We start from the raw sequence: 25,466 nt of genomic DNA, 5'->3' as shown, positions 1-25,466 counted from the left end.
GGCTCTCCCCCGGCTCCCTCCCCAACCCCCCTCAGCCCTCACTCCCCCCGCGCTTCCCGTCCAGTCGCGCCAGCACCGCCCGCGGCGACATCGTCGCCCGGTACACGTAGATCTCCCCGGCGTCGTCCTCCCCCAGCACCTCCTCGCTCACGCGGAGCTGCTTGCCGACCGCCAGCAGGATCCTCGCCGGAAACCCCTTCCGGATCAGCTCGACGCGCCGCCACACCGCGGCTCGGCTCCAGAAGCCGAACGCCTCCAGATAGACCTCCTCCCCGGTCTCCGCGTTCTGGAACACGAGGTCCGGGACGCACACCACCTCTCCTGGCAACGCGAACAGCCGCTCGTTCTGCGCCACGCTCCACGGCGACCCGAGCTTCCTGAACCCCTCGCAGAACGCCGTCAGCTCGGGTGTCGTCTCCGCGGGCTCGCGCCCGTGGTACACGAGCCCGTCCGCCGGGCCGATCTCGACGGCGAACGGCTCCTTGTCGCGCCCCCAGCGCAGGTCGGCGCGCAGCCGGAACGAGGCGCACGAGAGCACCGACGGCAGGAACATCGCGAGCCGCAGGCCGTAGCGCTGGACCGCGTCGAACAGGCTGAACGGGCCGTCGAGCGAGATCGTATAGCCCGAGCCCGGATCGCCCTGCACCACGTGGATCAACCCGTGAAACCGGGCCGCCCGGAAGATCTTCCGGTACCGCGCGGCGCTCTCCCCGTCGATGCGGATCGTCACCTGCGTCGCCCGCAGCAAGATCGACTGCGCCAGCGCCAGGTTGTACCGGTCCAGCAAGACCTCGGGCGCGTCCGCGGCCGCGCGCCGGAGGATCTCGGCGCCGCGCAGGTCGGCGTAGAGGCCCGCCTCGATCGCCGCCGGCGTCGTGCCGAGCCGGGCGGCCACCTCGTCGAGCACCGCCGCCCGATCGAAGCGGGCGCGCAGGTCGAGCGCGCGGTGCGCCGCCGCCGCCGCGTGGAACAGCTCGCGCCGCAGCGCCTCGGGGTCGACGCCCTCCTGCACCTCGTACTCGCAGCCGTCCTCGAGCACCTTCCTCAGCCCGAGCGCGGCGACGCGATCCCGCGCGGGCACCTCCACCGCGTCGAGCGCGGCCTCCACCTCGTCGCGGCTCTCGCCCACCCGCTGCGACAGGATGTCGAGGTACGCGCGCGCGACAGGGAGCAGCCGCTCGGCCGCCGCGCCGCGGAGGTACTGCGGGACGACGAGCCCGCCCCGGCGGCGGACCCGGACGAGGTCACTGGTAAGCAACGTGCTCCCGGCGCTTGTCGCTCACCCGCTGCTCGCCCGTGCCCAGCGCCACGAGCTCGTAGAGGATCGCCGTCTTGTTCTCGCTCCGGCGCAGGATGCGGCCGAGCCGCTGGACGTGCTCGCGCACCGAGCCGCTGCCCGACAGGACGATCGCGACGTTGGCCTCGGGCACGTTCACCCCCTCGTTCAGCACCTTCGACGTGACCACCGCCGACAGCGCGCCGCGGTTGAACGCCTCGAGGATCGCGCTGCGCTCCTTCACCTTGGTCTGGTGCGTGATCGCCGGCAGCAGGAACTGCCGCGAGATCTGGTAGACCGTGGCGTTGTCCTCGGTGAAGACCAGCGTGCGGTCGGCCCGGTGCGCGTGGAGCAGCCGGGCGAGGACGTCGATCTTGCCGGGCGCGCACAGCGCCAGACTCCGCTGGCGCCGGTACGCCTCGAAGGCGCGGCGCCCCGCGTCGGACTGCGAGCTCAGCAGGATGAACTGCCCCCACCCCTCGGGCATGCGGATGCCGTTCGCGCGCAGAAAGCCGATGTACACGGCGCGGTCGGCCTCGTACGCGGCGCGCTCGCCGTCCGAGAGCGGCACCTCGAGCCGGACGACATCGTAGGCCGCCAGGTACTGCCCGGAGAGCTCGGTGATCTCCCGCCGGAAGACGATCGGACCGATGAGGTCGTCGTAACCGCGACCGTCGGTGCGCTCGGGGGTGGCCGTGAGGCCGAGGCGGAAGGGCGCGAGGCACATCTTCGCGGCGAGCGCGTACGAGGGGCTCGGCAGGTGGTGGCACTCGTCGAAGATCACGAGGCCGAAGCGCGCGCCGAGCCGATCCATGTGCAGGTGCGCGGAGTCGTAGGTCGTCACCGTCAGGTCGAGGACGTCGTGGTAACCGCCGCCGAGCAGGCCGATCGGGACGCCGAACGCGGCCGAGAGCCCGTCGTACCACTGGTTCAGCAGATCGAGCGTCGGGACGACCACGAGCGTGCTGCGCTGCCGCGCGGCGATCGCGAGCGTCGCGACGAACGTCTTGCCCGCGCCCGTGGGGAGCACGACGACCCCGCGGCTGCGGCGGGCGGCCCACGCCTCGAGCGCCTCGCGCTGGTAGGGAAACGGGTCGTGCTTGGCGAGCGGCGCGAGCGGCAGCGCCTCGTACCTGCGCGCGGCGTCCGTGAACGGGACGCCGCGCGCGCGGAGCCTCAGGACGAGCTCGGCGTAGTCGATCGCGGGCACGCGGTAGACGCGCTCGCGCGCGTCCCAGCGGCACGACGCGGGCAAGCACGCGGGGTCGAGCGGCGCGCCCTCGGCGGACGAGCCCGCGCCGTCGCCGTCAGGTTCCTCCGCGGGGCGCGCGTCGAGCTCGGAGGCGGCCGGCTCCAGCGCCGGCCGCGGGGCGATGCCTTCGATGCGGAGGGTGCCGCCCTGGAAGGTCAGGACGATCGGCGCTGTGCGGACCGGCTCGGTCATCGGCGCGCTCTTTTGCCGCGAGCAGGGCGGCGTGCCAAGCGGAGAGAGCGGCGGTCAGGCCGGGATGGCGGTCAGGCCAGCTCGGCCGGCATGATCGAGGCGCCGCGGATCGGCGCGCGGTAACGTACCCACACGAGGGGGGACTCGTGCAGGGTGACCGTGAGGGCGGTGCCGGCGTTCACAGGGAGCTTGCGGCCGAGCTCGCGGTGGATGTGGCGCGCGATGAGCTCCGGCGTCGAGCGCTTCCCCTCGAACGCGGGGTGCTCGTCGAGGTTGCGGTAATCGATCTCGGCGAGCACGCCGCGCAGGCTGTCTCGCAGCACGCTCGTCTCGATGACCTGGCCGAGGGGCGAGAGCTCCTCGCGCTCCACCTCCACGGTGACAGTGTAGGTCGCGCCGTGCAGGCGCTGCGCAGGGCCGAACTGCTCCCCCTTCAGGCTGTGGGCCACCATGATGTGATCGCGGACGCCGACCGTGTACATGCCCGCACTATACCCGTCGCCACGGCGCCCGAGGGAGATCCCAATCGCCTGTCGCCGCGCGCGGGAGTAAGGTGCGGACGGTTCCCCGTGAGCCCTACGCCGGGGAGCGGGCGGGTCCGTGCGGGACGCAGTGACCGGTTGACCGTTGAGCAGGGAGGATCGCGGATGAACAGCGAAGCGAGCGTGCTGGCCCCAGGGTTCCTCATCGCGTCGCCGCCCCTGGGCGATCCGAACTTCGACAAGACGGTCGTGCTGCTGGCGGTGCACAGCGAGGGCGGGGCGCTGGGGTTCGTGGTGAACCGGCCGGCGCCGATGACCCTCGGGGAGCTCCTGTCGTTCGCGGGCTACGGCAGCGACCTGAAGGATCCGGCGCCGGTTTACCTCGGCGGGCCGGTCCAGCCGAGCTCGGGGTGGATCCTGTGCCTCGACCCGGCGATCGGGGCCGAGGAGTCGGGCGTGATCCCGGTGGGCTCCCGGGTGCGCGTCACGTCGTCGCGGAGCGCGTTCGACGCGCTCGCGGCCGACGCGGTGCGCGGCGCGGCCGCCGCGGACCCGCGGCGCAGGACGGTGCTCCTCGGCTACAGCGGGTGGGGGCCCGGGCAGCTCGAGCGGGAGATCGCCGCCGGCGCGTGGCTGCCGGTGCCCCTGGACGAGGGCATCCTGTTCGACGTGGACGCGGACCGGCGCTGGGAGCAGGCGTATGCGCTGCTCGGGCTGAGCCCGATCGAGGTCATGACGATGCGTACTATCGGCGAGGCGTGAGGCGGATTGACGCGGGGACCGCAAGGACGAACCTTGCGGAGCGCGTCAAGGACACGCAGGGGGCCGCGCGGGGCTTCGCCGCCTCCGGCCCATCTGGCCAGCACACGAACCGAGAGGAAACATCATGGAGATCAATATCGGCATCGACGCGAAGAACCGCGAGCAGATCGGGACGGGGCTGGGCCGCGTGCTCGCCGACACCTATACGCTGTACCTCAAGACGCACAACTTCCACTGGAACGTCACAGGGCCCATGTTCCAGACGCTCCACCTCATGTTCGAGCAGCAGTACAACGAGCTCGCGCTCGCCGTGGACCTCATCGCCGAGCGCATCCGCGCCCTCGGCCTCCCGGCGCCGGGCACGTACAAGCAGTTCGTGGCGCTCTCCTCCATCAAGGAAGAGGACGGCATCCCCAAGGCGACCGACATGATCAGGCGCCTCGTCGAGGGGCACGAGACCGTGGCGCGCACCGCGCGCGAGATCTTCCCCGTGGCCGAGGCGGCCAACGATGAGCCGACCTGCGATCTCCTCACCCAGCGGCTCCAGATCCACGAGAAGACCGCGTGGATGCTGCGCAGCCTGCTCGAGTGACTCCCCACCTCGCGGCGCTCGCTGGCCGACGCGACCGCCCGGCGCGCTCAGCCAGGCGCGGAGGGCGCCGCCCGGCGGCTGCGCGGCAGGCGGAACCAGAAGCGGCTGCCGCGCCCGGGGTGGCTCTCGACGCCGACCTCGCCCCCGTGGGCCTCGACGATCTCCCGCACGATCATCAGCCCCAGCCCCGTCCCGCCGACGCTGTGGTCGGCGCGCCGGTAACGCTGGAACAGCGTGTCCGCCACCTCCGGCGCGACGCCGACGCCCGTGTCCTCGAGCGAGATCTCCACGTGGCGCGGCGCCACCTCGACGCGCGCCGCGATCGCGCCGCCCGGGGGCGTGAACTTGATGGCGTTGCCGATCAGGTTGGAGAGCACCTGGGCGATGCGCCGCCGATCGCCGAGCACCGCGGCGCCCTCGCAGCGGGACGGCCCGGAGAAGGTGTGGCCCTTCTTGTCGAGCAGCGGGCGGAAGTCCTCGACCGTGTCCGCGATCAGGCGCACCACGTCGACCTCCTTGCGTTCCATGCGGTGCTTCGCGTCCTCGAGGCTCGCGAGCTCCAGGAAATCGTTGATCATGAACACCAGCGATCGCAGGCGCCCGTCGAGCTTCTGGACGTCCTCGAGCAGGGAAGGGGTCCTCGCGAGATCCTCGCAGTCGAGCATGTTGGCGATCCGCAGCGTCATCGCGTTCAGCGGCGTGCGCAGGTCGTGCGCGATCATCGAGTAGAAATCGAGCCGCCGCTCGTCGAGCAGGCGCCGCTCGGTGACGTCGCGCAGCGAGACGATCGTGCTCGAGGCGGCCCCCCCCGGGAGCACCCGCAAGGTCGGTGAGAAGACCCGGCCGCGGATCTCCACGTCGGGAGTGGGAAACGTGGACTCGCCGCTGAACAGCTCCGGCTCGTTCACGGGGAGGCCGGGCATCAGCTCCGAGATCGACCTCCCGATCACGGCGTCAGGCGCGACGCCGAGCGCGATGACGGCCTCGTCGTTCACGAAGCTCAGGCACCCCTGCGCGTCGATGACGAGCAGCGGGTCGGGGGCCGTCTCGAGCAGCCTGCGATTCGCCGCCTCGGCCTGCTCCGCGCGCTCGAGCAGCGCCCGCGCGCGGAGCAGGGACGCGACGCGCGCGCGCAGCTCCTCGTCCTCGTAAGGCTTCGCGAGGTAGTCGTTGGCGCCCGCGGAGAGCCCCTCGACGATCTGATCGGTGTGGCGGTGCGCGGTGAGCAGCAGGATACCGAGCTTCTGCGCCCCCACGCGCTCGGAGCGCAAGAATCGACAGACCTCGAGGCCGCTCACGCCGGGCATGATCCAGTCGAGGATCATCACGTCCGGCGCCGCGCAGGAGGAGAACCGCTCGAGCGCCGTGGACCCGTCGAGGAGCACCTCCACGTCGTGCTCGCCGGCGAGCACGCGACGCGCCCGCTCGGCGTCGAGAGGGTTGTCGTCGACGACCCAGACGCGGCGTCGCGCGGGACGGATGCTCATTCGGCCGCAATTCTAGTGGGTGAAGGTGGGCAGCGTCAATGTGCCCAGGGCGCTGAGCCCTTGGCGGGCGCGGGCGCGGGAGCATTCATGACCGGACGGACACAGCAAGTGTCGCGCGAGGCGAAGGGCAGAGCGCCGGATCACCGCCGGGAGTGAACGAGGAAGCCGTCGCGATCCATGGCGACCGCGCGCTCCTTCAGGAGGCGGCCGACGGCGCGCTTGAACGCCTTCTTGCTCAGGCCGAAGAGCGCCCGGATCTCCTCGGGGCTCGAGCGGTCGCCGACCCTCGGCGCGCCCGGGCGCGAGAGCCGCGCCAGGATCTTCTGCGCGTCGTTCTCGACCTCTTCGTGCGCGTGGCCGCGCAGCGACAGCTCGATCTTCCCGTCGGGCAGCACGCTGGTCACGCGGAACCGCGCCGCCTCGCCGCGCGAGAGCGGGTGCGGCTCGTCCGCGGGGACGAGGCCGACGAACCGGCGCTCGATGATGACGAAGAGGCCGAGATCCGGCTCGTTGCGCCACGCCTCGCCCTCGACCCACTCGTCGAGCTCGAAATCGCCGCTGTCGCGCAGCATCTCGCTCACGCGCATCGTCCCGGCGAGGCGCCCGGTCCTGTCCACGAGGAGCCCCACCGGGTGCCGCTGGCCGATCCGCAGGTCGCGGGTCTGCTCTGCGCGCGGCACGAGCAGCTCTTTCGGCAATCCCCAGTCGACGAACGCGCCGAACGGCGCCACGTCGGTCACCTCGAGAAAGGCGACCTCGCCGAGCGTGAGCCGCGGCCGGCGCGCGGTCGCGATGGGGCGATCCTCGGAGTCGAGGTGCACGAACACCTCGAGCGCGTCTCCCTCCGTCGCGCCTACGGGCACCTCGCCGCCCGGCAGGAGGAGCACCGGCGCGTTCGGGCGGAGGTCGTCCGGATCGGGCGACAGGAAGGCGCCTGGCGGGCCGAACCGCCGTATCGGCAAGGTCACCACGCGTCCGAGGAGATCGTCGTAGGGCATCGGCGCGCAGTCTTGCACAGCCCGGGCGGAGCGTCGTTGCGCTCTCGCCGCGGGGCGCGGCAGCGGGGGCATCGCCGGCGGAATGGGTTGACAGCGGCGGCGGGGAGGGATGAGCCTGCTCCGCCATGGGGAGCGGGAGCTGGGCGAAGACCGGGTGGATCGGCGCGATGGGAGCGGCCGCCCTCGGCGCCGGGTGCGCGGACCTCCTCGGCGTCGATTGGGGAGGGTACACGCGCGGCGCGGGAGGAGGCGGCGCTGGCGGGGATGACAGCGCGGGAGGCCTCGGCGGCGGGGCGAGCGGAGGGGGAGATACGGGCCTGGGCGGCGGCGCCGCCGGATCGGGCGGCGGCGGCGCCACGGGATCGGGCGGCAGCGGCGATGGCGGCCAGGGCGGCGCCGCCGGGACGGGCGGAGAGGGAGCCCATGGCACGTCCGTCGCCCCGAGCTGCGCCATGCTGGACGTGCGGTGCGGGCCGGACGAGACGAGCTGCTGTGACAGCAAGCCGGTGGACGGCGGCGCTTACGACAGGAGCTATGAGGGCGTATCGGAGCCTGCCAATGCGCGCCGGGCGGTCGTGAGCAGCTTCCGGCTGGATACCTACGAGATCACGGTCGGTCGGTTCCTCGCGTTCGTCGAGGCGGGGAAAGGGACGCAGGCGGACCCGCCGGAGGACAACGCAGGAGACCACCCGGCGCTGCCCGAGAGCGGGTGGCGCTCCGCATGGAACGAACGCCTCGCGGTGGACTCCGCCGCGCTGCTGAGCGGGCTGATCGCCTGCCACCCCGAGAGCTGCGGAGATCTCGGCGACCGCTGCGTGACGTGGAATCACGAGGACGAGGCGGCCGACGACGAGACGCTGCCGATGAACTGCATCACGTGGTACGAGGCCATGGCCTTCTGCGCCTGGGATGGCGGGCGCCTGCCGACGGAGGCGGAGTGGAACTACGCGGCGGCGGGCGGCGAGGAGCAGCGAGATTATCCGTGGGGCGACACGTTCGAGCAGAATCGCGTGGTCAGCAACTGCGTCGGCGATGGAGACCCAGGTCACTGCGCCCTCGACGACTTCTTGCCTGTCGGTTCGCGGTCGACCCGCGGGGATGGACGGTGGGGGCAAGCGGACCTGGCGGGGAGCCTCCTCGAATGGACGCTGGACGGGTTCAGCGCGCGGTTTCAGACCTCGTGCGCGGAGTGCACGTCATGCGACGACTGCGCGAACCTGTCCGACGCCGGGAAGCGGGTCATGCGCGGCGGGTCGTTCGAAGATCCAGCGGGGCAGCTCCGCACGAGCTTTCGACTCGGCGGCGACCCCGCCGGCCGCTACTACGGCATCGGCGCGCGGTGCGCGAGGGATCGGTGAATCAAGGACCGGTGCGACCCTTCCTGCGATGCGCCGCCCGTCGTTGAAGCGCCTCGCGCTCGCCGCCGGTCTCCTTTTCGTCGGCCCCGTCGTCGTGGCGCACGGCCGCGTCTGGCTCGACGACGCGGCGCCTTCGGAGAGCGCCGGCAGCCCGGCGCAGGGGCGCCTCGTGCACGGGCACCCGCTCCCGCCCACGGGGCCGGGCCACGTGACGTATTCGTACCTGGGAGCGAGCCTCGGGCGCCAGTACGTGCACGGCGCGGTGCGCGACGCGCTGCTCGACGCGTTCGCCGCGGTCGCGGCCGCGAGGCCCGGGCGCCGCTTCGTCGTGGGGGAGACGGGTCACCGGCGGGGCGGCCCGTTCTGGCCGCATCGCACGCACCAGAACGGGCTGAGCGCGGACATCTTCGTCCCGCTGCGCGACGGCGCGGGGCGGCCCGCGGACGTCGCCACGTACCCCTGGAACAAGCTCGGTTATGGCCTCGAGTTCGACGCGCAGGGCCGCCGCGGGGACCTGGCGATCGATTTCGACGACCTCGCGCGGCTCCTGTCGGCGCTCGACGAGAAGGCGAGATCCAGGGGGCTCCGCGTCCAGCGGATCATCCTCGCGCCGGAGTATGTGCCGCTGCTCCTCGCGAGCCCCGCGGGCCGCGCGCTGGGCCCGCTCTCCGGGGCGATCCTCCGGAGCCAGGTCTGGTGGCGCCACGACGAGCACGTGCACATCGATTTCGCGGCTCGCGCCCCGCGCTGAGCGAGGCGAACGGACTCGGCGGCCGGCGCGCCGGAAGCGCTGCTGAAGCTGCTCGCTGGTACGCGGGTCAGACACCCCGCCAGAAAGACCGGTCGATGACGAGCGGTCACCGGAAACAGTGGCGGTTTTCATGGCTTCCGCCTGTTCACAGCTGAGGGTGGCTCCGGTGCGCCCCAACGCAAGCCCGAGCTCGCCGCCGATACGCCCGCTCCGGCGTACCGTGCGGGGACACGATCCGCAGCGTGAACCGCCTAACCGGCGCCGGCACGCTCGCGTCAGCCGATTTTTACCAGAGCAGCGCCTCGAACCCGACCAGCCCTTGAAACCGGTGACCGGTTTCTAACGCCCGACGCAACGAGTGACTCGTGACGGGGTTCTCACGTCGAGCCCGATCGGAGACTTACCGAGATGCCGGACTGTTCTGATTGCAATCAAGCCCTGCGAAGGAAACTCTGTGGATGGCGACCGCCCGCGGTCGCGCTCCTTGCTCTAGCCTGTGGCTCCACTCTGGCCTGTGGCTCCGACGGACCGGAGAGCACGGGCGCGAGCGCTGGTGGCACGGGCGCGACCGCCGATGGCATGGGCGCGACCGCCGGTGGCATGGGCGCGACCGCCGGTGGCACGGGCGCGACCGGGAGCGGCGGGACGAACACCGGCGGTGATTCGGGCTCCGGAGGAGGAGGAGGCACGGTAGGAGCCGGCGGTACCTCGGCGAGCGGAGGCGCTTCCGGATCGGGAGGCAGTTCCGGCGGTCTGGGCGGCGTGACCATCTTCAACGATACCTTTTGGAAAGACACGTCCGGCACTCCCATCTACTCGCAGGGTGGAGGTGTGCTTCAGGTCGGCGACACGTATTACTGGTACGGGGTGCAGTACCGTGGTGCGCGCTCGTACGTCGATAATCCGGTCAAGAACGGCGACACGACATTCGAGGGGATCACCACCTACTCCTCGAAGGATCTCGTGAACTGGAAGCACGAAGCTACGGATAAACCCGACGGAGTGGGGGGTTGGTTCGGGCGGCTGGGTGTCGCGTACAACGAGAACACGCGCAAGTACGTCTTGGTCGCCCAAGCATGGGTCGGTGGTGATGCTAGTTCGGTGTATTTCGCGACCAGCGACTCCCCGGCGGGTGGCTTCGTCTACGAGCACGTCCAGGCGAACCCGCCTGGGATCGCCAACGGTGGAACCGGCGACCAGACCATTTTTCAGGACGACGACGGCCAGGCCTATATGGTCAGCTCGAGCCAAAAAGGTCGATCGAATCGCTACGTCTCGCCGCTACGAGCATCCGACTTCCTGCAAGTGGAGCAAGCCATTCCTGTCTATAGGGGCGTCGGCCGCGAGGGGAATTGCATGTTCAAGCACGAGGGAACTTACTACTTCTGCTCCTCGGATTTGCACGGCTGGAACACGTCGGCAACTTATTGCGTGTCTGCCACGAACATTCGCGGACCATGGAGTGAAGAGTTTGTCATGAATAACACCGAGCTGGACTACAGCCATGTGACGCAAACCGGCTTCTTCATCCACGTCTACGGCACGGAGCAGACCACGATCATTTACGCGGGAGATCGCTGGGCGGATTTTGCTGGCAATGGAATTGGCTTCAACCAGTGGCTGCCGCTCAGCTTCCGGGGAGGAGAGCCGTACTTTCACTCGCTCAGCGCGTGGACGCTGAATGCGACGACGGGACGCTGGGCCGTCGCGCCCGAAAACAACTGGGTTCTCAACCCAACGTTCGAGGCGGATCGGATCACGGTCTCGACGCCCGTTGGCTGGTCCGCCAGCAACGGCTCGAACTCCCAGGACGGACACACGGGCAGATGGTCCTGGCAGCTGAACGGTACGGCGAGCTTGAGCCAGAGCGTCGCGGACCTGCCGAACGGCACCTATACGCTCGAGGTTTGGGCCAAGAGCGCTGGTGCCGGAGCGGAGCTCGACATCCAGAACTACGGCGGCCCCGGCAAGATCGCTCCGATTCCCGAGAGCACGAGCTGGAGCCGAGTGACGATCGGCGACATCGTCGTCAGCGACGGCCGCGCCGAACTCGGCGTGACGAGCAGCGGACAGACCGTGAAGGTGGACGACTTCACCTTGATCGCGGCCAGCGACTGAGGAACTTTTTCCCATGGGTCGACACCAAGCCATGTGGCCGCCAAGGCACCGCTGCGTTGGCGTCAAGGGAAACCGAACATGGCGAGCTCAGCCTGAGCAGCCGACCGATCGCCTCGTGAATGACCCGCGCTGTCACCTCATCCCCGAGGGCGACGGCGCGGCTGTCGCTCGTAGGAAGGGAGCGGCAGTGGAGCCGACAGCTTCCATCCCCATCCAAAAATCACCTTCCGGTTCGATCGTTCCGACCCCGGAAGACGCTCTACATCACAGCGGGCGACTCGCTCTATTCGATAGAGATGAGTATCCCCGGTCATCCATACTGAAGCCAGGGCCACCTTGCCATCCAGTGCTCCGCTCATGCTCCATCCTCCTCGGCCAGTGCGCGCGCGAGGTGGCATGGGGATCCTGACATCTCCTGTCAGGTATTCCGCCGCGAAGGTCGCTCACCCCCCGTACCTGGCGAGCAGCGCCCGGGTGGCCTCGTCCGCGGCGACGTTCACCGGGCCGACCAGCGCCGCGTCCATGCCGAACGTCGTGCGCAGCGGTCGCTGGCCGTGCGGCATCTCGAGGAGCTTCAGCAGCACGTCCGCGAGCTCCGCCGGCTCGGCTCCCTTCAGGGTCTTGACCATCTCGACCGTGGCGCGCACCTGATCGCCGAGCGCCCCGTACTCGGCGACGCGCGCCTCGTCGTCGTTCTGCCAGGTATTGGCGAAGAGCTTCGTCTGGACCACCCCCGGCTCCAGGATCACGACGTCGATCCCGAACGCCCCGAGCTCTCGCTGGTAGCCCTCGGCCATCATCTCCATCGCGGCCTTTGCCGCGGAGTAGTGCGGCGTCATCGGCATGAGGATGCGCCCTCCCATGCTGGACGTGAAGGCGAGCACCCCCGTCTTTCGCCGGCGCATGTGCGGCAGCGCGGCGCGACAGACGCGCTGAGTGCCGAAGACGTGCGTCTCGAAGAGCCGCCGCACCTGATCGACGCTGCTGCACTCGGTCAACCCGATCAGGCCGCCGCCCGCGTTGTTCAGGAGCACGTCGATCTGCCCCGCCCTCTCCACCACCGTCGCGACCGCCGCGTCCACGGAGGCGTCGTCCGTCACGTCGAGCGCGACCGCCTCGATCGGGACGCCGGCGGCCGCCAGGCCGGCCACCTCGTCGCGCGCCGCCCGGTTCTTGCCGTCGGGATCGCGCATGCCCGCGAAGGCCGCATAGCCGTTCCGCGCCAGCGTCTCCGCCACGCTCCGGCCGATCCCCGTGCTCGCGCCCGTCACCAGCGCCACTCTCTTCGCCGTCATCGCGCCTCGCCTCCTCGAGCGCCGGGGACTGACCCGGCGCTGGTCGCGCGGTGGAGGGTAACACGCGCCCCCGCCGCAACCCCGGCGAGTCGGAGCTCCACCAGGCGGTCCGTGAGGTCTCCGGCCCTTTCCAGAGCCCGAAGTGCATGCCCGGCGGCGACTGCGCGTGGTCGATGTTGACCTCCCATCCGCCGGTGTTCTCCGTGCTGACCACGGTCGCCAGGACCTCGGGCGCGGGCTCGTCGCTCGTCAGGCGCACCCACGCCGAGACGCTCCAGCTCGCGGTGGCGTTCGGGAAGCTGTCGACCGCCATGAACTCCCAGCTCGACGTGCAGTCCGTCGAGGCAGCGCAGCCGTGATCGTGCGCCGCAGCGCCCGCAGGGGCTCCGGCGGGCGCCAGCCCGCCGCTCTTCGACTTTGACGGTGCGAGTTACCGCTGGTGACAGCGCCGCGCGGCCGAGGCCATCTCCGCCCAGCCCTCGGGCCCCACGACGCGGAGGCGCTTCGACGGGTGGCAGCTGTAGCTCGTGGAGCAGACCGCGCGCGCCCCGCTCGGGAATCGCAGGAGGAAGTCGACCGCCTCCCGACGACGTTCCGCGCAGGTAGCCGCCATCGACGGCACGGTTGCGGCTCCCGCTTCATACGGAAACGTACGCGATCTCTGCGGATCCCCACCCGCGGCGCCGACGGCTTCATCCTCATCACAATACTACCTTCCGGATCGATCGTTCCGACCCTCCACAAAAAACTCGATCGATGCGTGGATTGATCCCGGACGCTCCAGTCCCGACCCAGCGGTCAGGCCTCTTGACCTCGCCTGCGTTCCTGACCGTGACCGGCGCGGCCGACGGCTCGCACCCGGTCAGGCGAGGGAAGACCATCCTTTACCAGCTCCTGTGTCAGACGCTCCCGCCGCCGCCGAACGACATCCCGGCGCCGAAGAAGCCGGATGAGGGAGGCACCACGCGAGAGCGCTTCGCGGAGCACTCCCAGCTGGCGTGCGCGAAGGGCTGCCATGCGCACCTGGATCCGCTGGGATTCCCGTTCGAGAACTACGACGGCATCGGACGCTTCCGGACCACGGACAACGGAGAGCCGGTCGACGCGACGAGCACCGTCGAGCTGGACGGCCAGGTCCACGCCGTGGCCGACGCGCGCGGGCTCAGCCAGGTGCTCGCCGCGAGCGAGACGGTCCACAGCTGCTTCGCCAGGCAATGGCTGCGCTACGCGCTCGGTCGGGGCGAGACGGGGAACGACAAGGCGTCGTCCGAGTCGGTGGTGGGTGCCTTCGAGGGCGCCGATCAGGACATCCGGGAGCTGATGGTGGCGCTGGTGAGCTCACGTACGTTCCGCTTCCGGGCGATCATGGAAGGAGAGGTGCTGCAATGAACCAGGCGCGATTCTCACGACGAGCACTGCTCCAGGCGATGGGCGTGGGGGCGGCCATGCTGCCGCTGCTGCACGCCGAGCGCGCGGTCATGGCGGCGCCGAGCGCGTTCCCGAAGCGCCTGATCGCCGTGACCTGGACCAACGGCATCTTCCAGAAGAACTGGCTGCCGGGCAACGACGACCTGAACGCGGCGCGCCTTCCGACCATCCTGGAGCCGCTCGAGAGCTGGAAGTCCAAGGTGCTGATCCCCCAAGGGGTCGACCTGAAGGTGATGCTGGACGCGAACCGCAGGTACGACGGGCACTTCAGCTATGGCGCGCTCTTCACCGGCGTGACCCCCGTGCCCGGGCGCAGCGCCGACACCGCGCCGTCGCCCTCGGGGATGGAGAGGAGGCCCGGCTCGGCCGCTTCGGCGGTGAGCTATCCGGCCGGCGGCCGCGACGCGCGGCGTCCCATGGCCGCGAGCGGCGCAGCTGCCTCAGTCGATCGCGAAGGTGGACAGGCGGGCGGCCCCACGGAACACGAGGTAGACGTCGCGTCGCCCGTAAGCGCCGTCGAGCTCGGCGGTCGCGGTGGCGTATGCATACACGTCGCCCGTGCTCGGCACGACGGCGGTCCCAACCAGCTTGCCGCGGACCGGATCATCGAGCCGGATCTCGACGAGCGCGTCGCCCGCCTCGGCGCGGGCGAACCCGCCGCTGAAGTGGCTGGCGCCGCTGCCCAGCTCCACGTCGGAGAAGCGGAGCCAGTCGCCCGCGGTGGCGCCTACGGCATCGCCCCACTCCATGCTCTCGTCGACCAGCTCGATGCCGGCATAGTCGTCGAAGTCGACCGCCCGCGTCTCGCGGGCGAGGTCGCGCGCCGGGATGCGCTCGCCGCGCACGCGCACGGTCGTGCGGCGGCGGATGTCCGCCGAGGAGGAGCCGACCATCAGCTCGACGCCAGCCGCCTCGAGCACCCAGCGGCCCCGAGTCACGTCCCAGTGGGCGAGGTCGGAGGCGGCGAAATCGAGCTCGACCGTCCGCTTCTCGCCCGGCGCGAGGTGGACCCGCTGAAACGCCCGCAGCTGCTTGGCGGGCTGCGGATCGCGCGACGACGGCTGGCGGCTGTAGAGCTGAACGACCTCGTCGCCGGCCCGCTGGCTCCTGTTCGTGACGTCGACGCGCACCGAGATCGTGTCGCCGGCCTGGACCGACCGGGCGCTCAGCTGGAGGTTGTCATATCCGAAGGTCGAGTACGACAGCCCGTACCCGAACGGATAGAGCGGATCACCGTCGAAGTAGAGATACGTCCGCCGGGCCTTGATGATGTCGTATTCGAGGATGTCTGGCAGGTCGTCCGCCGAGCGGTACCAGGTCTGGGTCAGTCGCCCGGCAGGGTTGTGGTCGCCGAAGAGGACGTCGGAGATGGCATGGCCGGTCTCCTGGCCCGCGTGGGTGGTCCACAGGATGGCAGGGACGTGGGACTTCTCCCACGGGATGGTCATCGGATAGCTGGTCTCGAGCACGACGATGGTGCGCGGATTGGCGGCGAGCACCGCCCGTACCAGGGCGGACTGCCCCTCGGCCAGCGCCATCGTCGTGCGGTCGTGATCCTCCCGCCCGTTGATGAACGGCATGCTGCCAACGACGACCACGGCGGCATCGGCGCCTGTCGCCGCGCGCACCGCTTCATCCACGCCGCTCCGGACCACGTCGACCTCGAAGCGAGCCGCGTCGGCCGCCTCGGTCGCGGTCAGGGCGAGCGCGCCGTCCTCGGCGATGGTCAGGTAGACCTCGGGTCCGGCCCAGTCGAACGCCTTCTCGTATCCGGCGTAGCGGATGACGTGCGTGCCGTCGCCCTGCGGCTCGAGGACGAACTGCTGCTGGACGAACCAGTCGTACGGCTGGGCGGCGCGGTTCGCGAAGTTGGCGCCGAAGTTGAAGCGGTCGACCACCTTGCCGTTGGCCGCGCTCCGCAACGTGACGATGCCCTGCCCCCAGTCGAACACGTCGAACTCCTCGGTGGGACCCGCGCTGGCAGCGCTGACGCGGAGGATGTCCCCGTCGTCGTCCGCGCCGGCGCTCACGTAACGGCCGCTGGCGACGTCGCGCAGCACGATCCGGTCCACGCCCTCGCTGGAGAGGATCGTGGCGCCGCCGAGCCGCTCGCGGATGCCGGTAAGGGGCGTGACCCGGTACGGGAGCGCCCCGGAGTACCAGTCCGTGTAGAGCGTGTCCGAGAGAGGCCCGACGACCGCGATCCGCCGCGTGGCCGACGGGTCCAGCGGCAGGAGGCGACGCTTGTTCTCGAGCAGCACCATCGCCTCGTCGGCGGCCCGGCGGGCCAGCTGGCGGTGCGCCGGGCTGTCGATGACGTCGGGCCCGATGCCGGCAAAGGGGCCCCCCTCCGGATCGAAATCGCCGAGCCGGAGGCGGACGGAGAGGACGTGCTCGACGGAGGCGTCGATGTCCTCCTCGGCGAGGAGCCCTTGCGCGAGCGCCGAGCGGAGGGTCTCGATGGTGGGCGCGCTGTCGTTGTTGTCGACGGTGAAGCTGTCCACGCCCGCCAGGAGCGTCGCCGCGAAGGCCTCCTCCTTCGTGGCGAAGTACCGCTGCGAGCTGGTCAAGTTGGAGGGGGCCCAGGCGTCGGACACGTTGTAGAGCGTCTTCTGCGTCCAGCTCCGCACGACGTCGCCGACATCCGGGTTGACGGTGGCCGGCCTGCCGTTGACCAGGTTGTAGGAGGTCATGACGCCGGTCACGGCGTCGGCGGCGATGGGCATCTTGAAGGCCAGCTCGTCATACTCGTGCTTCACGCGCGGGCGCAGGTTCGACGACGTGGTGTCACGACGGATCTCGTTGTTGTTGGCGAGATAGTGCTTGATGACCGGCGCGGTCTTCAGGTAGAGCGGGTCGTCCCCCTCGAGGCCGCGCCCGTATGCGGTGGCGATCACACCGGAGAGGAGCGGGTCCTCGGAGTAGCCCTCCTCGTTGCGCCCCCAGCGCGGGTCGCGCAGGAGGTTGACCACGGGCGCCCATACCTGCAGACCCCAGACGCGAGGGGCGAGCGCGTGATAGCCGCGAACCTCGTCTCCGACAGCCTCGCCGACCCGCAGGATGAGATCCGGGTTCCAGGTCGTCGCCAGGCCGATCGCCTGCGGGAACACCGTGCCGATCGCCGTCACGACGGCGCCGCCGTTGTCGCGATCGGTCGACCAGGCCACTCCATGCAGCGCCTCGGTGCCGGCCTTGAAATCCGGAATGCCGAGCCGCGGAATGGCAGGCTGGAACTGATGCAAGAGCGAGAGCTTCTCGTCGAGCGTGAGCCGGCCGAGCAGGTCGTCGACGCGGACCTCGATCGGCAGACCGGGGTCCTGGAACGGCAGCATGTCACCCGCGCTCGAGTCCGACGGGTGCAACGCCAGCCCGAGGGCGAACGGAACGGAAGCAGTGATCAAGCGAGATCTCTTCATCGGTCGTCTCCTTTGGGGCCGCGTGCCGTGGCTGAGCCCTTCTCTTCCAGCGTGATGACCAGCTCGCCGCCGGCCGCCCTGACCAGCGCTCCTCCCGGGTGCTCCGCGCTCTCCCCGCCTTCAACGGCCACGACGCGGCGGTTGACGAGGAGAACGTTCCAAACACCTGGGGCGCCCGCGGCCTCCACCCGCATCACCGGGCCGCGCCGGGACGTGGTGAACGTCGTGACCGCGTCCCCGTCCGCGCCCGGGATCACCGTGGTGACGCGGGCGCCGTCCGCCGGCTCGTACACGCGCAGCGTCACCCCGTTCGCATGGTCGTAGTCGGGACGGTCCTCCACCGCGCCCTCGGGGATCACCGCCCCCGGCCGGACGAGCAGCGGCACGCTGTCGAACCCGTGGCGCTCGCGCACCCAGCGGCCGCCCTCGACGCGCTCCCCCGTGAGGTAGTGCGTCCACACGCCGCGCGGCACATAATAGGAGACCTCCCCGTCGGCGGAGAAGACGGGCGCCACGAGCAGGTCGTCGCCCAGCATGTACTGCCGCTCCAGATGCGTGCAGGCCGGGTCGTCCGGGAACTCGACGACCATCGCGCGCATCATCGGTAAGCCCTCGCCGTACGCCTGCCGCGCGGCCCCGGCCAGGTAGGGCATCAGCCGCATCTTCAGCCGGCTGAAGCGCCGCAGCACCTCCACCGACTCCTCGTCGAACAGCCATGGCACCCGGTAGGAGCGGCTCCCGTGCAGCCGGCTGTGCGACGACAGCAGCCCGAACGCGATCCATCGTTTGAACAGCGCCGGGTCGGGGGTGCCCTCGAACCCGCCGATGTCGTGGCTCCAGAAGCCGAAGCCCGACATGCCGAGCGAAAGGCCGCCCCGCAGGCTCTCCCCCATCGCCTCGAACGTCGACTCGCAGTCGCCGCCCCAGTGCACAGGGAACTGCTGCCCGCCCGCCGTGGCCGAGCGGGCGAACACGACCGCCTCGCCCTCGCCGCGCCGCTCGCGCAAGAGCTCGAACACCGTCTGGTTGTAGAGGTAGGCGTAGTAGTTGTGCGCGCGCTCCGGGTCGGACCCGTCGTGGTAGACGACGTCGGTGGGGATGCGCTCGCCGAAGTCGGTCTTGAAGCAGTCCACGCCCATGTCGAGCAGCGCGCCGAGCTTTTCGGCGTACCACGCGCGGGCCTCGGGGTTGGTGAAGTCGACCACGGCCAGGCCCGGCTGCCACAGGTCCCACTGCCACACGTCGCCGTTCGGGCGCCGCAGCAGGTAGCCGCGCGCCCTGCCCTCCTCGAACAGCGGCGAGCGCTGCCCGATGTAGGGGTTGATCCAGACGCAGATGCGCAGGCCGCGCCCCTTGAGCCGGCGCAGCATCCCGGGCGGGTCCGGGAAGACGCGCGGGTCCCACTCGAAATCGCACCACCGGAACTCGCGCATCCAGAAGCAGTCGAAGTGGAACACGCTGAGCGGCAGGTCTCGCTCGGCCATCCCGTCGATGAACGAGGTGACGGTCGCCTCGTCGTAATCGGTGGTGAACGAGGTGGACAGCCACAGCCCGTATGACCAGGCCGGCACCCGCGCGGGCCGCCCGGTGAGCGCGGTGTACTTGCGCAGGATCTCCCTCGGCGTCGGCCCGTAGATGAGGAAGTAGCGCATCGATTGGCCCTCGACGCTGAACTGCGCCCGCGCCATCGCCTCGGAGGCCACCTCGAACGACACGCGCCCGGGGTGGTCGACGAACACGCCGTAGCCCGCGTTGGTGAGGAAGAACGGCACGTTCTTATACGCCTGCTCGCTGGACGTGCCGCCGTCGGCGTTCCAGATGTCCACGGCCTGCCCGTTCTTGACCAGCGGCCCGAACCGCTCGCCGAGGCCGTACACGAAATGGTCCACGCCGAGGTCGAGCTGCTCGCGCACGTAATGGCGGCCGTCGTCGGTGTCGATGATCGCCATCGCCTTCTGCGCGCTGCCGGTGAGGCGGCGGCCCCCGGCCAGGAAGTCCAGCCTCCACCCCTCGCGGCGCCCGACCCGCACCGACAGCGCGCCGGAGGTCAGCGTCGCCGCGTCCTCGTCCACCGTCACCTCCCCGGTCGGGTCGGTGGTCAGCTCGAACGCCGGGCCGCGGGGCCTCTCGCCCGCGAAGTGCGTGATGGTGACGCCGATGACGCCCGGCATCGGGGATGCGCAGGAGACGGTCATCACCGGGCCCTTGAGCAGGTCGCCGCGGTGCCGGATCCGCTGGACGGGCGCGTGCACGACGAACGACGCCGGCCCGGCGTCGATGTCGAGGACCTCCGCCGGGTGAGCCGCGTGCACGCCTTTGCGCATCATCCAGTAACCGTCGCTGAACTTCATTCCTTGATCGCTCCTGCTGTGAGGCCGCGCGACAGCGTGCGTTGGAAGATGAGAAAGAAGACGACGGTCGGCAGCAGGCCGAGCAGCGCGGCGGCGCTGGACATGGTGGCGTCCATCAGCCGCTGGCCCTGCAGCACGCCGAGCGCGACCGAGACCGTCTGGTTGTCGTTGGAGATGAGAAAGATGAGGGGAATCAGGAACTCGTTCCAGGTCCAGATGAAGAAGAAGACGAGCATCACGGTCAGCGTGGGCCACACGATCGGCACGACCACCCGCCACAGGATCTGCCACCGGCTCGCGCCGTCGATCCGCGCCGCATCCAGGAGCGGCCGGGGGAACGCCGACATCACCGACGACAGCAGGTAGGTGCCGAACGCGCTCTGGATGACGGTGAACACGATGATGACGCTGATCCGGGTGTCGTAGAGACCGAGCTTGTTGGCCAGGTAGTACAGCGGGTAGACCAGCGATTCCTGCGGCAGCGTGTTGGCCATCAGCAAGAGGACCAGCACCCACATCCGGAGCTTGATCCGGCCGACGCCCAGCGCGTAGGCGTTCAGCACCGACAAGAGGACCGCGAGCACGGCCACCGAGCCGCTGATGAGCAGGCTGTTGAGCAGGACATCGCCGAAGCCGACGCGCTCCCAGAAATCCCTGATCCCCTCGAGATAGACTCCCTCCGGCGGGGCGAGTGGGCCATTGGCGGTGTACTCCTCCGGCGTCTTCAGCGCGTTGAAGACCACCACGGCGAAGGGGATCAGCATGATCCCGGCGAGCGCGCTCAGCGCCACCAGCACCGCGTAGGCCGACGGGGCCCGGCGGCGCCGCCGCGGCCGGCTCCGCGCGGGCGCGCTCACCGGGCTTTGGGCCAGCGCCACGGTCACTGCTCTTCCCCCAGCTCACGGCCCTGCAGCCGCAGGAAGGTGATGGTGAGCGCGAGGATGAGCAGCGTCAGCACGGTGGCGATCGCCGAGCCGTAGCCGACGTCGGTCTTCTCGAAGAAATGGACGTAAGAGTAGTAGGACGGCACGTTGGTCGCGCCTCCTGGGCCGCCCCTGGTGAGCACGAAGATGTGCGGGAACGCCTTGAGCGCCGCGATCGTCGTCCACAGCAGCACGACGAAGATCTCGGGCTTGATCTGCGGGATCGTGACGTGCCAGAAGCGCTGCGCCCACGAGGCCCCGTCGATCTCGGCCGCCTCGTACAGCGAGGGGTCCACGCGCTGCAGCCCGGACATGAAGATCACGAGGGGGAATCCGATCTGGATCCAGACCATGACCCCCATGACGCTCCACAGCGCGGTGGCGGGATCGCCGAGCCAGTCGTGCGCGAGCGAGCCGAGCCCGATCGCGTCCAGCAGGTCGTTCACCGCGCCGTTCTCGGGGGCGAGCAGCCAGCTCCAGACGATGCCCGCGATGACGATCGGCAGGACCTGCGGCAGGTAGATGCAGGCGCGCAGGACGCTGGCGGCGCGGGGGCCGAAGTGCCGGTCGATCAGGTCGGTCAGGGCGGAGGCCAGCACGAGCCCGATCATCGTCGGGATGATCGCCATCCCGACGATGACCAGGATATTGTGACGGAACGACGCCCAGAACTCGCCGTCCGTCGCCAGCTCCCGGTAGTTGTCCAGCCCCACCCACTTCGGGGTGCCGACGCCGGCCCACTCGGTGAAGCTGGTCCCGACGTTCATCAGGAACGGCGCCCCGATGACCCCGGAGAACAGCAGCAGTCCGGGGATCAGGTAGGGCAGGTAGGCGAGCCCGTCACGCCCTGTCGAACTGCGTGCTGTCACCTGGGCAGCCCGCTGTCGTACGTCTTCTGGATGCCGCCGAGCACCGACTGCGGCGGATCGCCGTTCATGAGCTTCTGGGTATGCGAGACCCACTGGTCGTAGAAGCCCGGGACCGGCCAGTCCGGGTAGTACGCCAGGCCGCTCGACTGGGCGAGGGTGTTGAAGCCGTCGATGAGCTTCTTGGCCCTGGGCTCGGTGATTGCCGCGCTGTCGGCCGCCACCGGGACGCCGCCGGCGTTGCCGAGGATGTCCTGGATCTTCTTCTTCAGCGTGATGTCGATGAAGTCGTAGGCCAGCTGCTTGTTCTTCGCTCCCGCCGGGACGACCCACAGGTTGCCGCCCGAGCCGAGGGTCATCTTGGCGCCGGGCCACACGAAGGTATCCCAGTCGAATTTGGCCTCCTTGGCCACGCGCCCGAACCACCAGGTCCCGGAGAACATCATCGGGAACTTGCCGCTCATGAAGCCCACCCCGGCGTCCTCGGCCTTGGTGCTGACCGAGCTCTTGGCGATGTAGCCCTTGGTCACCCAGTCGGCGAACGTGGTCGCCCCGTGCGTCCAGGCCGGGTCGGTGAAGTCGGTCTTGCCGGTGTAGCGCTGGAACGCGTTCACCCACGGCTGGTCGGCCTTGTCCAGCGCGAGCTGGTAGACGTATTGCTGCGCCATGTACTCGGCGCCGGCGTTGGCCAGCGGGGTGACGCCCTTGGCGACGAACGCGTCCATCGCCTTGGTGAGCTCGTCGAACGTGGTCGGGACCTCGATGTCGTGCTTCTTGAACAGGTCCTTGTTGTAGTAGACCAGCGTGTACTCGGCGTAGTTCGGCACGCCGTACCACTTGCCGCCGCCCATGATGCCCTTCTCGTCGTACTTGGCGACGACCTGCACGCCCGGGCCGATCCGCTTGTCCCAGCCGCGCTTGGTTGCCTCGGGCGTGAGGTCCTGGAGCAGGCCCTGCTTGGACAGCAGCCCGGCGGTCGCGTTGCCCTTGTTGTACTCCATGACGTCGGGGGCGCTGCTGGAGTTCAGGATCATGGGCGCGGTCTTCTGGATCTGCTCGAAGCCCTTCTCCTCGAGCTTGACCTTCACGCCCGGATGGGTGGCCTCGAACTCCTTGATGGCCTCGTTCCAGGCCACGCCCATGGCGCTGCCGGGAGCCTCGTAGTGCCAGACCCGCAGCTCCTTGCCGCCGGACGCACCATCGTCGCTGCGACCGCACGCGGCCAGCGTCAGGGCTCCTGCGGCGAGCACGGCGAGCAGCGCTGCGCCCTTGACTCTTCCGATCATAAAATTCCTCCGGGACGAGAAGTTGACGTCGGCCCTCCTCGTCGAAGCGCTTCGAGTTGCCGGGATGTTTACCCGCATGTTAACGTTCACACAACCGGTTAAGCGGAAGAAAGTCGCTGAGCGTGCGACGAAGTTGCCGGGCGTTTACCCTCATCGTAAATTTCACACAAACCGGTTAAGTGAAGGAGTTCGCTGACCACGCGTTCATCGAGGCGGAGCGGGTGCGCCGAAGAACTCGTCACGCTGCGCCGTGGAGTCAGGCTCACCCGCGTTATGACGGCTCTCTCTTGCGTTGGAGCAGATAGATGAACGTACGACTCGTTGCAGGTATTTTCGTGCTGGCGCTATCGGTAGCCGCGGGATGCGGAGACGATGACGGCCAAGGGGGCGCCGGCGGCAATGGCGGCTCTGGCGGTGACGGCGGCGTCGACGCCACGAGCAACGGAACTGGCACCGGCGGTGGCGGCGCCGAGCCCACCGGCACCGGCGGCGGTGGCGGCGCAGAGCCCACCGGCACCGGCGGCGGCGGCGGCGCAGAGTCCACCGGCACCGGCGGCGGCGGCGGTGGCGGCGCAGAGCCCACTGGCACCGGCGGCGGCGGCGCAGAGCCCACTGGCACCGGCGGCGGCGGCGGCGCAGAGCCCACTGGCACCGGCGGCAGCGGCGGCGCCGACCCCACTGGCACCGGTGGCAGCGGCGGCGGCGGCGGGCCGGCGGGCACGCTGTACGAGGCCTGCGCGACGGACGATGAGTGCGCCGGGGACATCTGCCTCTCCGAGGAGGAATTCGGATACCCGTCTGGGCTCTGCTCGGTCCTGTGTGATCCGGCGGCCGAGCCAACGCCGGGCGGAGCGTGCGACGGCGGGGTCTGTGTCGATCTCTTCGAGGGCGAGGGCGCGTGTCTCTCGCTCTGCAGCGCGTCGTCAGAGTGCCGCGACGGGTATGCCTGCGAGGACACCGGCGGCGGCATCCGGGCCTGCGTCCCGAGGTGCACCTCGAACGCGCAGTGCCCCGCGCGCGGCGCGTGCGACACCCTGAGCGGCGTCTGCACGCTCGGCGAGACGGACTGCACGAACTACGAGGACGACGACGGGGACGGGTCCTACGACTGCGCGGACACCGAATGCGCCGCGACCTGCGCCCCGATCGCCGAGGCCGCCTGCGCGAGCGCGACACCCATCCTGTCGACGACGATCCACGGCGATACGTCGGGGAGCACGAGCGGGCTGGAAGGGACGTGCTTCGTCGGCAACACGGGGCACGGACCGGAAGAGATCCACCTGTTCACGGCGCCCACCGGGCAGTCGGGCACGCTCGTGATCGAGCTCGAGTCGCCGACCGATCACAGCGTCTACGCCCGCAGCTCGTGCGCGGACATGCTCTCCGAGATCGACTGCTCCGACGAGAGCTCCCCCTACGACGGTCTGCCCGACGAAGAGCGGATCGAGATCTACGTGAGCGACGGCCAGGCCGTGCCGATCGTCGTCGACGCCTATGAGCCGCGGGAGGCCGGTCCCTACACGCTGAACGTCAGCTTCACGCCGATCGTCTGCGGCGACGGGACCGTCGGCTCGATCGAGGAGTGCGACGACGGCAACACCACGAGCGGCGATGGATGCTCCGCCACGTGCGCCTACGAGCCCGACGTGCTGTGCGAGGACGCTGCCGAGCTCGTCATCGGCGAGAACACGGGCAGCACGGCGGCCGGCACGTCGGTGTTCGAAGGCAGCTGCATCGGATGGGACCTGCCGGAGGCGATCCACAGGTTCATGCCGCCGAGCGACGGCACGCTCACGCTGACGCTGTCCGCTGAGGCCGACCTGGGCTTCTATCTGCGCGAGAGCTGCGCGGACTTCGGCTCCGAGCTCGAGTGCGCCGACGACGGAGGCCGCGGCGATGACGAGACGCTCGCGATCGATGTCACCGGCGGCGAGCCCCTGTTCGTCATCGTCGACACCTACATGCCGATCGGCGGAGCCCCCTACACGCTCACCGTCGCCTTCACCCCCGCTCCCTGAGCGCCCGCGCGCCGTCCGGCGCGCCAGGGTGCCCTCTCAGGGCTGCGGTGCCGATGCGCTGGATCGGGTCGGCCGCGGGGGGCCCTGCGCGGACCGGGGCGGAGGGCGAGCCGCTGCCGCTCGGCGCGCCGAGATGCAGGTGGCGCAGCTGCGTCCGGCGCGCTCGGTGTTCGGCGAGCTGCAGGCCGCCTACGAGAAGGCACTGGCGCACCGCGCCCGCTGAGGAAGCCCGTGCGGCGATCGCGTGGGGCGAAGCGCAGGCTCGGGCGCTCCGCTCCCCGAGGAGGACGCCGTCCCGCCGCTCCGTGACGTCGATGCGCGCCGGCGTGCGGCCGATATGCACCACGTGCTCGAACTGCCCTGGAACCTGCTCACAGCGCTCGCTCGCGGGGTCCCCCGCCTTCGTCTCCGTACATTCTATGACCGGATAGCGTCGTCATGCCGGCAGCCTGCTCGGGCGCAAAGGGCGCCCACCACGAGCGGTGTGCGTGCGCGCCGCCTGCGAGCATCGCGCCCGCACCAACCACGCGAGCATCCAACGCCACCGAGGTCGTCACTCTCCGCCGAACCAGGATTGCGCTGCACCGAACCAAGGTCACGGAGTGCAACGCGCTC

At 70.0% G+C, this 25,466-nt stretch carries 19 protein-coding genes and 1 pseudogene; 9 read left to right on the top strand and 11 right to left on the bottom strand.

Annotated features, from left to right (window positions below; all coding sequences use genetic code 11):
* Positions 1 to 31: 31 nt before the first annotated feature.
* From WME96_RS35725 to WME96_RS35715, 3 genes are all read right to left on the bottom strand, one after another.
* Positions 32 to 1,258, bottom strand: coding sequence for a DUF790 family protein (locus WME96_RS35725; RefSeq protein ID WP_437286057.1), 1,227 nt, complete (start codon positions 1,256 to 1,258; stop codon positions 32 to 34).
* Positions 1,245 to 2,720 carry a DEAD/DEAH box helicase gene (locus WME96_RS35720; protein WP_437286056.1) on the bottom strand — a complete coding sequence of 492 codons (1,476 nt, stop codon included), beginning with the start codon at positions 2,718 to 2,720 and terminating at the stop codon, positions 1,245 to 1,247. Before WME96_RS35720 ends, WME96_RS35725 begins: the two co-directional genes overlap by 14 nt.
* 71 nt (positions 2,721 to 2,791) lie before the next feature.
* The gene (locus WME96_RS35715) at positions 2,792 to 3,202 is read right to left on the bottom strand and encodes a 6-pyruvoyl trahydropterin synthase family protein (protein ID WP_437286055.1); all 411 of its coding nucleotides are present in this window, start codon (positions 3,200 to 3,202) and stop codon (positions 2,792 to 2,794) included.
* Positions 3,203 to 3,367: 165 nt separating this feature from the next.
* On the opposite strand from WME96_RS35715, the gene WME96_RS35710 reads away from it, so the two are divergent.
* Together WME96_RS35710 and WME96_RS35705 are read left to right on the top strand one after the other, a co-directional pair.
* Entirely contained in the window at positions 3,368 to 3,964 is a 597-nt protein-coding gene (locus tag WME96_RS35710) for a YqgE/AlgH family protein (protein WP_437286054.1), read from the top strand.
* A gap of 124 nt (positions 3,965 to 4,088) precedes the next feature.
* Positions 4,089 to 4,556, top strand: a complete 468-nt coding sequence (locus tag WME96_RS35705) for a Dps family protein (protein ID WP_433929080.1) — start codon at positions 4,089 to 4,091, stop codon at positions 4,554 to 4,556.
* Positions 4,557 to 4,603: 47 nt separating this feature from the next.
* On the opposite strand, the gene WME96_RS35700 is transcribed toward WME96_RS35705, so the two are convergent.
* Both WME96_RS35700 and WME96_RS35695 read right to left on the bottom strand, forming a co-directional pair.
* On the bottom strand, positions 4,604 to 6,043 hold the full coding sequence (locus tag WME96_RS35700) for an ATP-binding response regulator (RefSeq protein WP_437286053.1): 1,440 nt from the start codon (positions 6,041 to 6,043) through the stop codon (positions 4,604 to 4,606).
* Between the two features lie 140 nt (positions 6,044 to 6,183).
* Positions 6,184 to 7,041 carry a CvfB family protein gene (locus WME96_RS35695; RefSeq protein WP_437286052.1) on the bottom strand — a complete coding sequence of 286 codons (858 nt, stop codon included), beginning with the start codon at positions 7,039 to 7,041 and terminating at the stop codon, positions 6,184 to 6,186.
* Between the two features lie 125 nt (positions 7,042 to 7,166).
* Here WME96_RS35695 and WME96_RS35690 point away from each other — a divergent pair, with 125 nt between their 5' ends.
* From WME96_RS35690 to WME96_RS35680, 3 genes are all read left to right on the top strand, one after another.
* Positions 7,167 to 8,399 (top strand): formylglycine-generating enzyme family protein, encoded by a 1,233-nt coding sequence (locus WME96_RS35690; protein ID WP_437286051.1) that lies wholly within the window; start codon positions 7,167 to 7,169, stop codon positions 8,397 to 8,399.
* Positions 8,400 to 8,427: 28 nt separating this feature from the next.
* Positions 8,428 to 9,150, top strand: coding sequence for a penicillin-insensitive murein endopeptidase (locus WME96_RS35685; protein WP_437286050.1), 723 nt, complete (start codon positions 8,428 to 8,430; stop codon positions 9,148 to 9,150).
* A 579-nt stretch (positions 9,151 to 9,729) separates the two neighbouring features.
* Complete coding sequence (locus WME96_RS35680; RefSeq protein ID WP_437286049.1) at positions 9,730 to 11,268, top strand: family 43 glycosylhydrolase; 1,539 nt, start codon at positions 9,730 to 9,732, stop codon at positions 11,266 to 11,268.
* Positions 11,269 to 11,711: 443 nt separating this feature from the next.
* On the opposite strand, the gene WME96_RS35675 is transcribed toward WME96_RS35680, so the two are convergent.
* Positions 11,712 to 12,563 carry an SDR family NAD(P)-dependent oxidoreductase gene (locus tag WME96_RS35675; RefSeq protein ID WP_437286048.1) on the bottom strand — a complete coding sequence of 284 codons (852 nt, stop codon included), beginning with the start codon at positions 12,561 to 12,563 and terminating at the stop codon, positions 11,712 to 11,714.
* A gap of 50 nt (positions 12,564 to 12,613) precedes the next feature.
* Here WME96_RS35675 and WME96_RS35670 point away from each other — a divergent pair, with 50 nt between their 5' ends.
* The 3 genes and pseudogenes from WME96_RS35670 to WME96_RS35660 all read left to right on the top strand — a co-directional run.
* Entirely contained in the window at positions 12,614 to 12,922 is a 309-nt protein-coding gene (locus WME96_RS35670; protein ID WP_437286047.1) for a hypothetical protein, read from the top strand.
* A 448-nt stretch (positions 12,923 to 13,370) separates the two neighbouring features.
* Positions 13,371 to 13,952, top strand: coding sequence for a DUF1588 domain-containing protein (locus WME96_RS35665; protein ID WP_437286046.1), 582 nt, complete (start codon positions 13,371 to 13,373; stop codon positions 13,950 to 13,952).
* Positions 13,949 to 14,302 (top strand): annotated as a pseudogene (locus WME96_RS35660) (DUF1552 domain-containing protein); the annotation flags it as partial. The gene WME96_RS35665 and the pseudogene WME96_RS35660, both read left to right, overlap by 4 nt.
* A 129-nt stretch (positions 14,303 to 14,431) precedes the next feature.
* On the opposite strand, the gene WME96_RS35655 reads toward WME96_RS35660, so the two are convergent.
* The 5 genes from WME96_RS35655 to WME96_RS35635 form a co-directional block, all read right to left on the bottom strand.
* The gene (locus WME96_RS35655) at positions 14,432 to 17,407 is read right to left on the bottom strand and encodes a glycoside hydrolase family 3 C-terminal domain-containing protein (protein WP_437286045.1); all 2,976 of its coding nucleotides are present in this window, start codon (positions 17,405 to 17,407) and stop codon (positions 14,432 to 14,434) included.
* A complete protein-coding gene (gene yicI / locus WME96_RS35650; protein ID WP_437286044.1) occupies positions 17,404 to 19,758 on the bottom strand; it encodes an alpha-xylosidase in 2,355 nt (784 codons plus the stop codon). The genes WME96_RS35655 and yicI overlap by 4 nt, the downstream gene beginning before the upstream one ends.
* A complete protein-coding gene (locus WME96_RS35645) occupies positions 19,755 to 20,522 on the bottom strand; it encodes a carbohydrate ABC transporter permease (RefSeq protein ID WP_437292390.1) in 768 nt (255 codons plus the stop codon). Before WME96_RS35645 ends, yicI begins: the two co-directional genes overlap by 4 nt.
* A 116-nt stretch (positions 20,523 to 20,638) precedes the next feature.
* A complete protein-coding gene (locus tag WME96_RS35640; RefSeq protein ID WP_061618040.1) occupies positions 20,639 to 21,550 on the bottom strand; it encodes a carbohydrate ABC transporter permease in 912 nt (303 codons plus the stop codon).
* Entirely contained in the window at positions 21,547 to 22,833 is a 1,287-nt protein-coding gene (locus tag WME96_RS35635; RefSeq protein WP_437286043.1) for an ABC transporter substrate-binding protein, read from the bottom strand. The genes WME96_RS35640 and WME96_RS35635 overlap by 4 nt, the downstream gene beginning before the upstream one ends.
* A gap of 305 nt (positions 22,834 to 23,138) precedes the next feature.
* Here WME96_RS35635 and WME96_RS35630 point away from each other — a divergent pair, with 305 nt between their 5' ends.
* On the top strand, positions 23,139 to 24,851 hold the full coding sequence (locus tag WME96_RS35630) for a DUF4215 domain-containing protein (RefSeq protein WP_437286042.1): 1,713 nt from the start codon (positions 23,139 to 23,141) through the stop codon (positions 24,849 to 24,851).
* The last annotated feature ends 615 nt before the right edge of the window (positions 24,852 to 25,466 follow it).

The sequence above is a fragment of the Sorangium sp. So ce406 genome, assembly GCF_051474675.1.
In the GTDB taxonomy this organism is placed as follows: Bacteria; Myxococcota_A; Polyangia; order Polyangiales; family Polyangiaceae; genus Sorangium; species Sorangium cellulosum_G.
The sequence above is the reverse complement of the archived record's forward strand: the minus strand, read 5'-3'. Positions and strand labels throughout refer to the sequence as shown.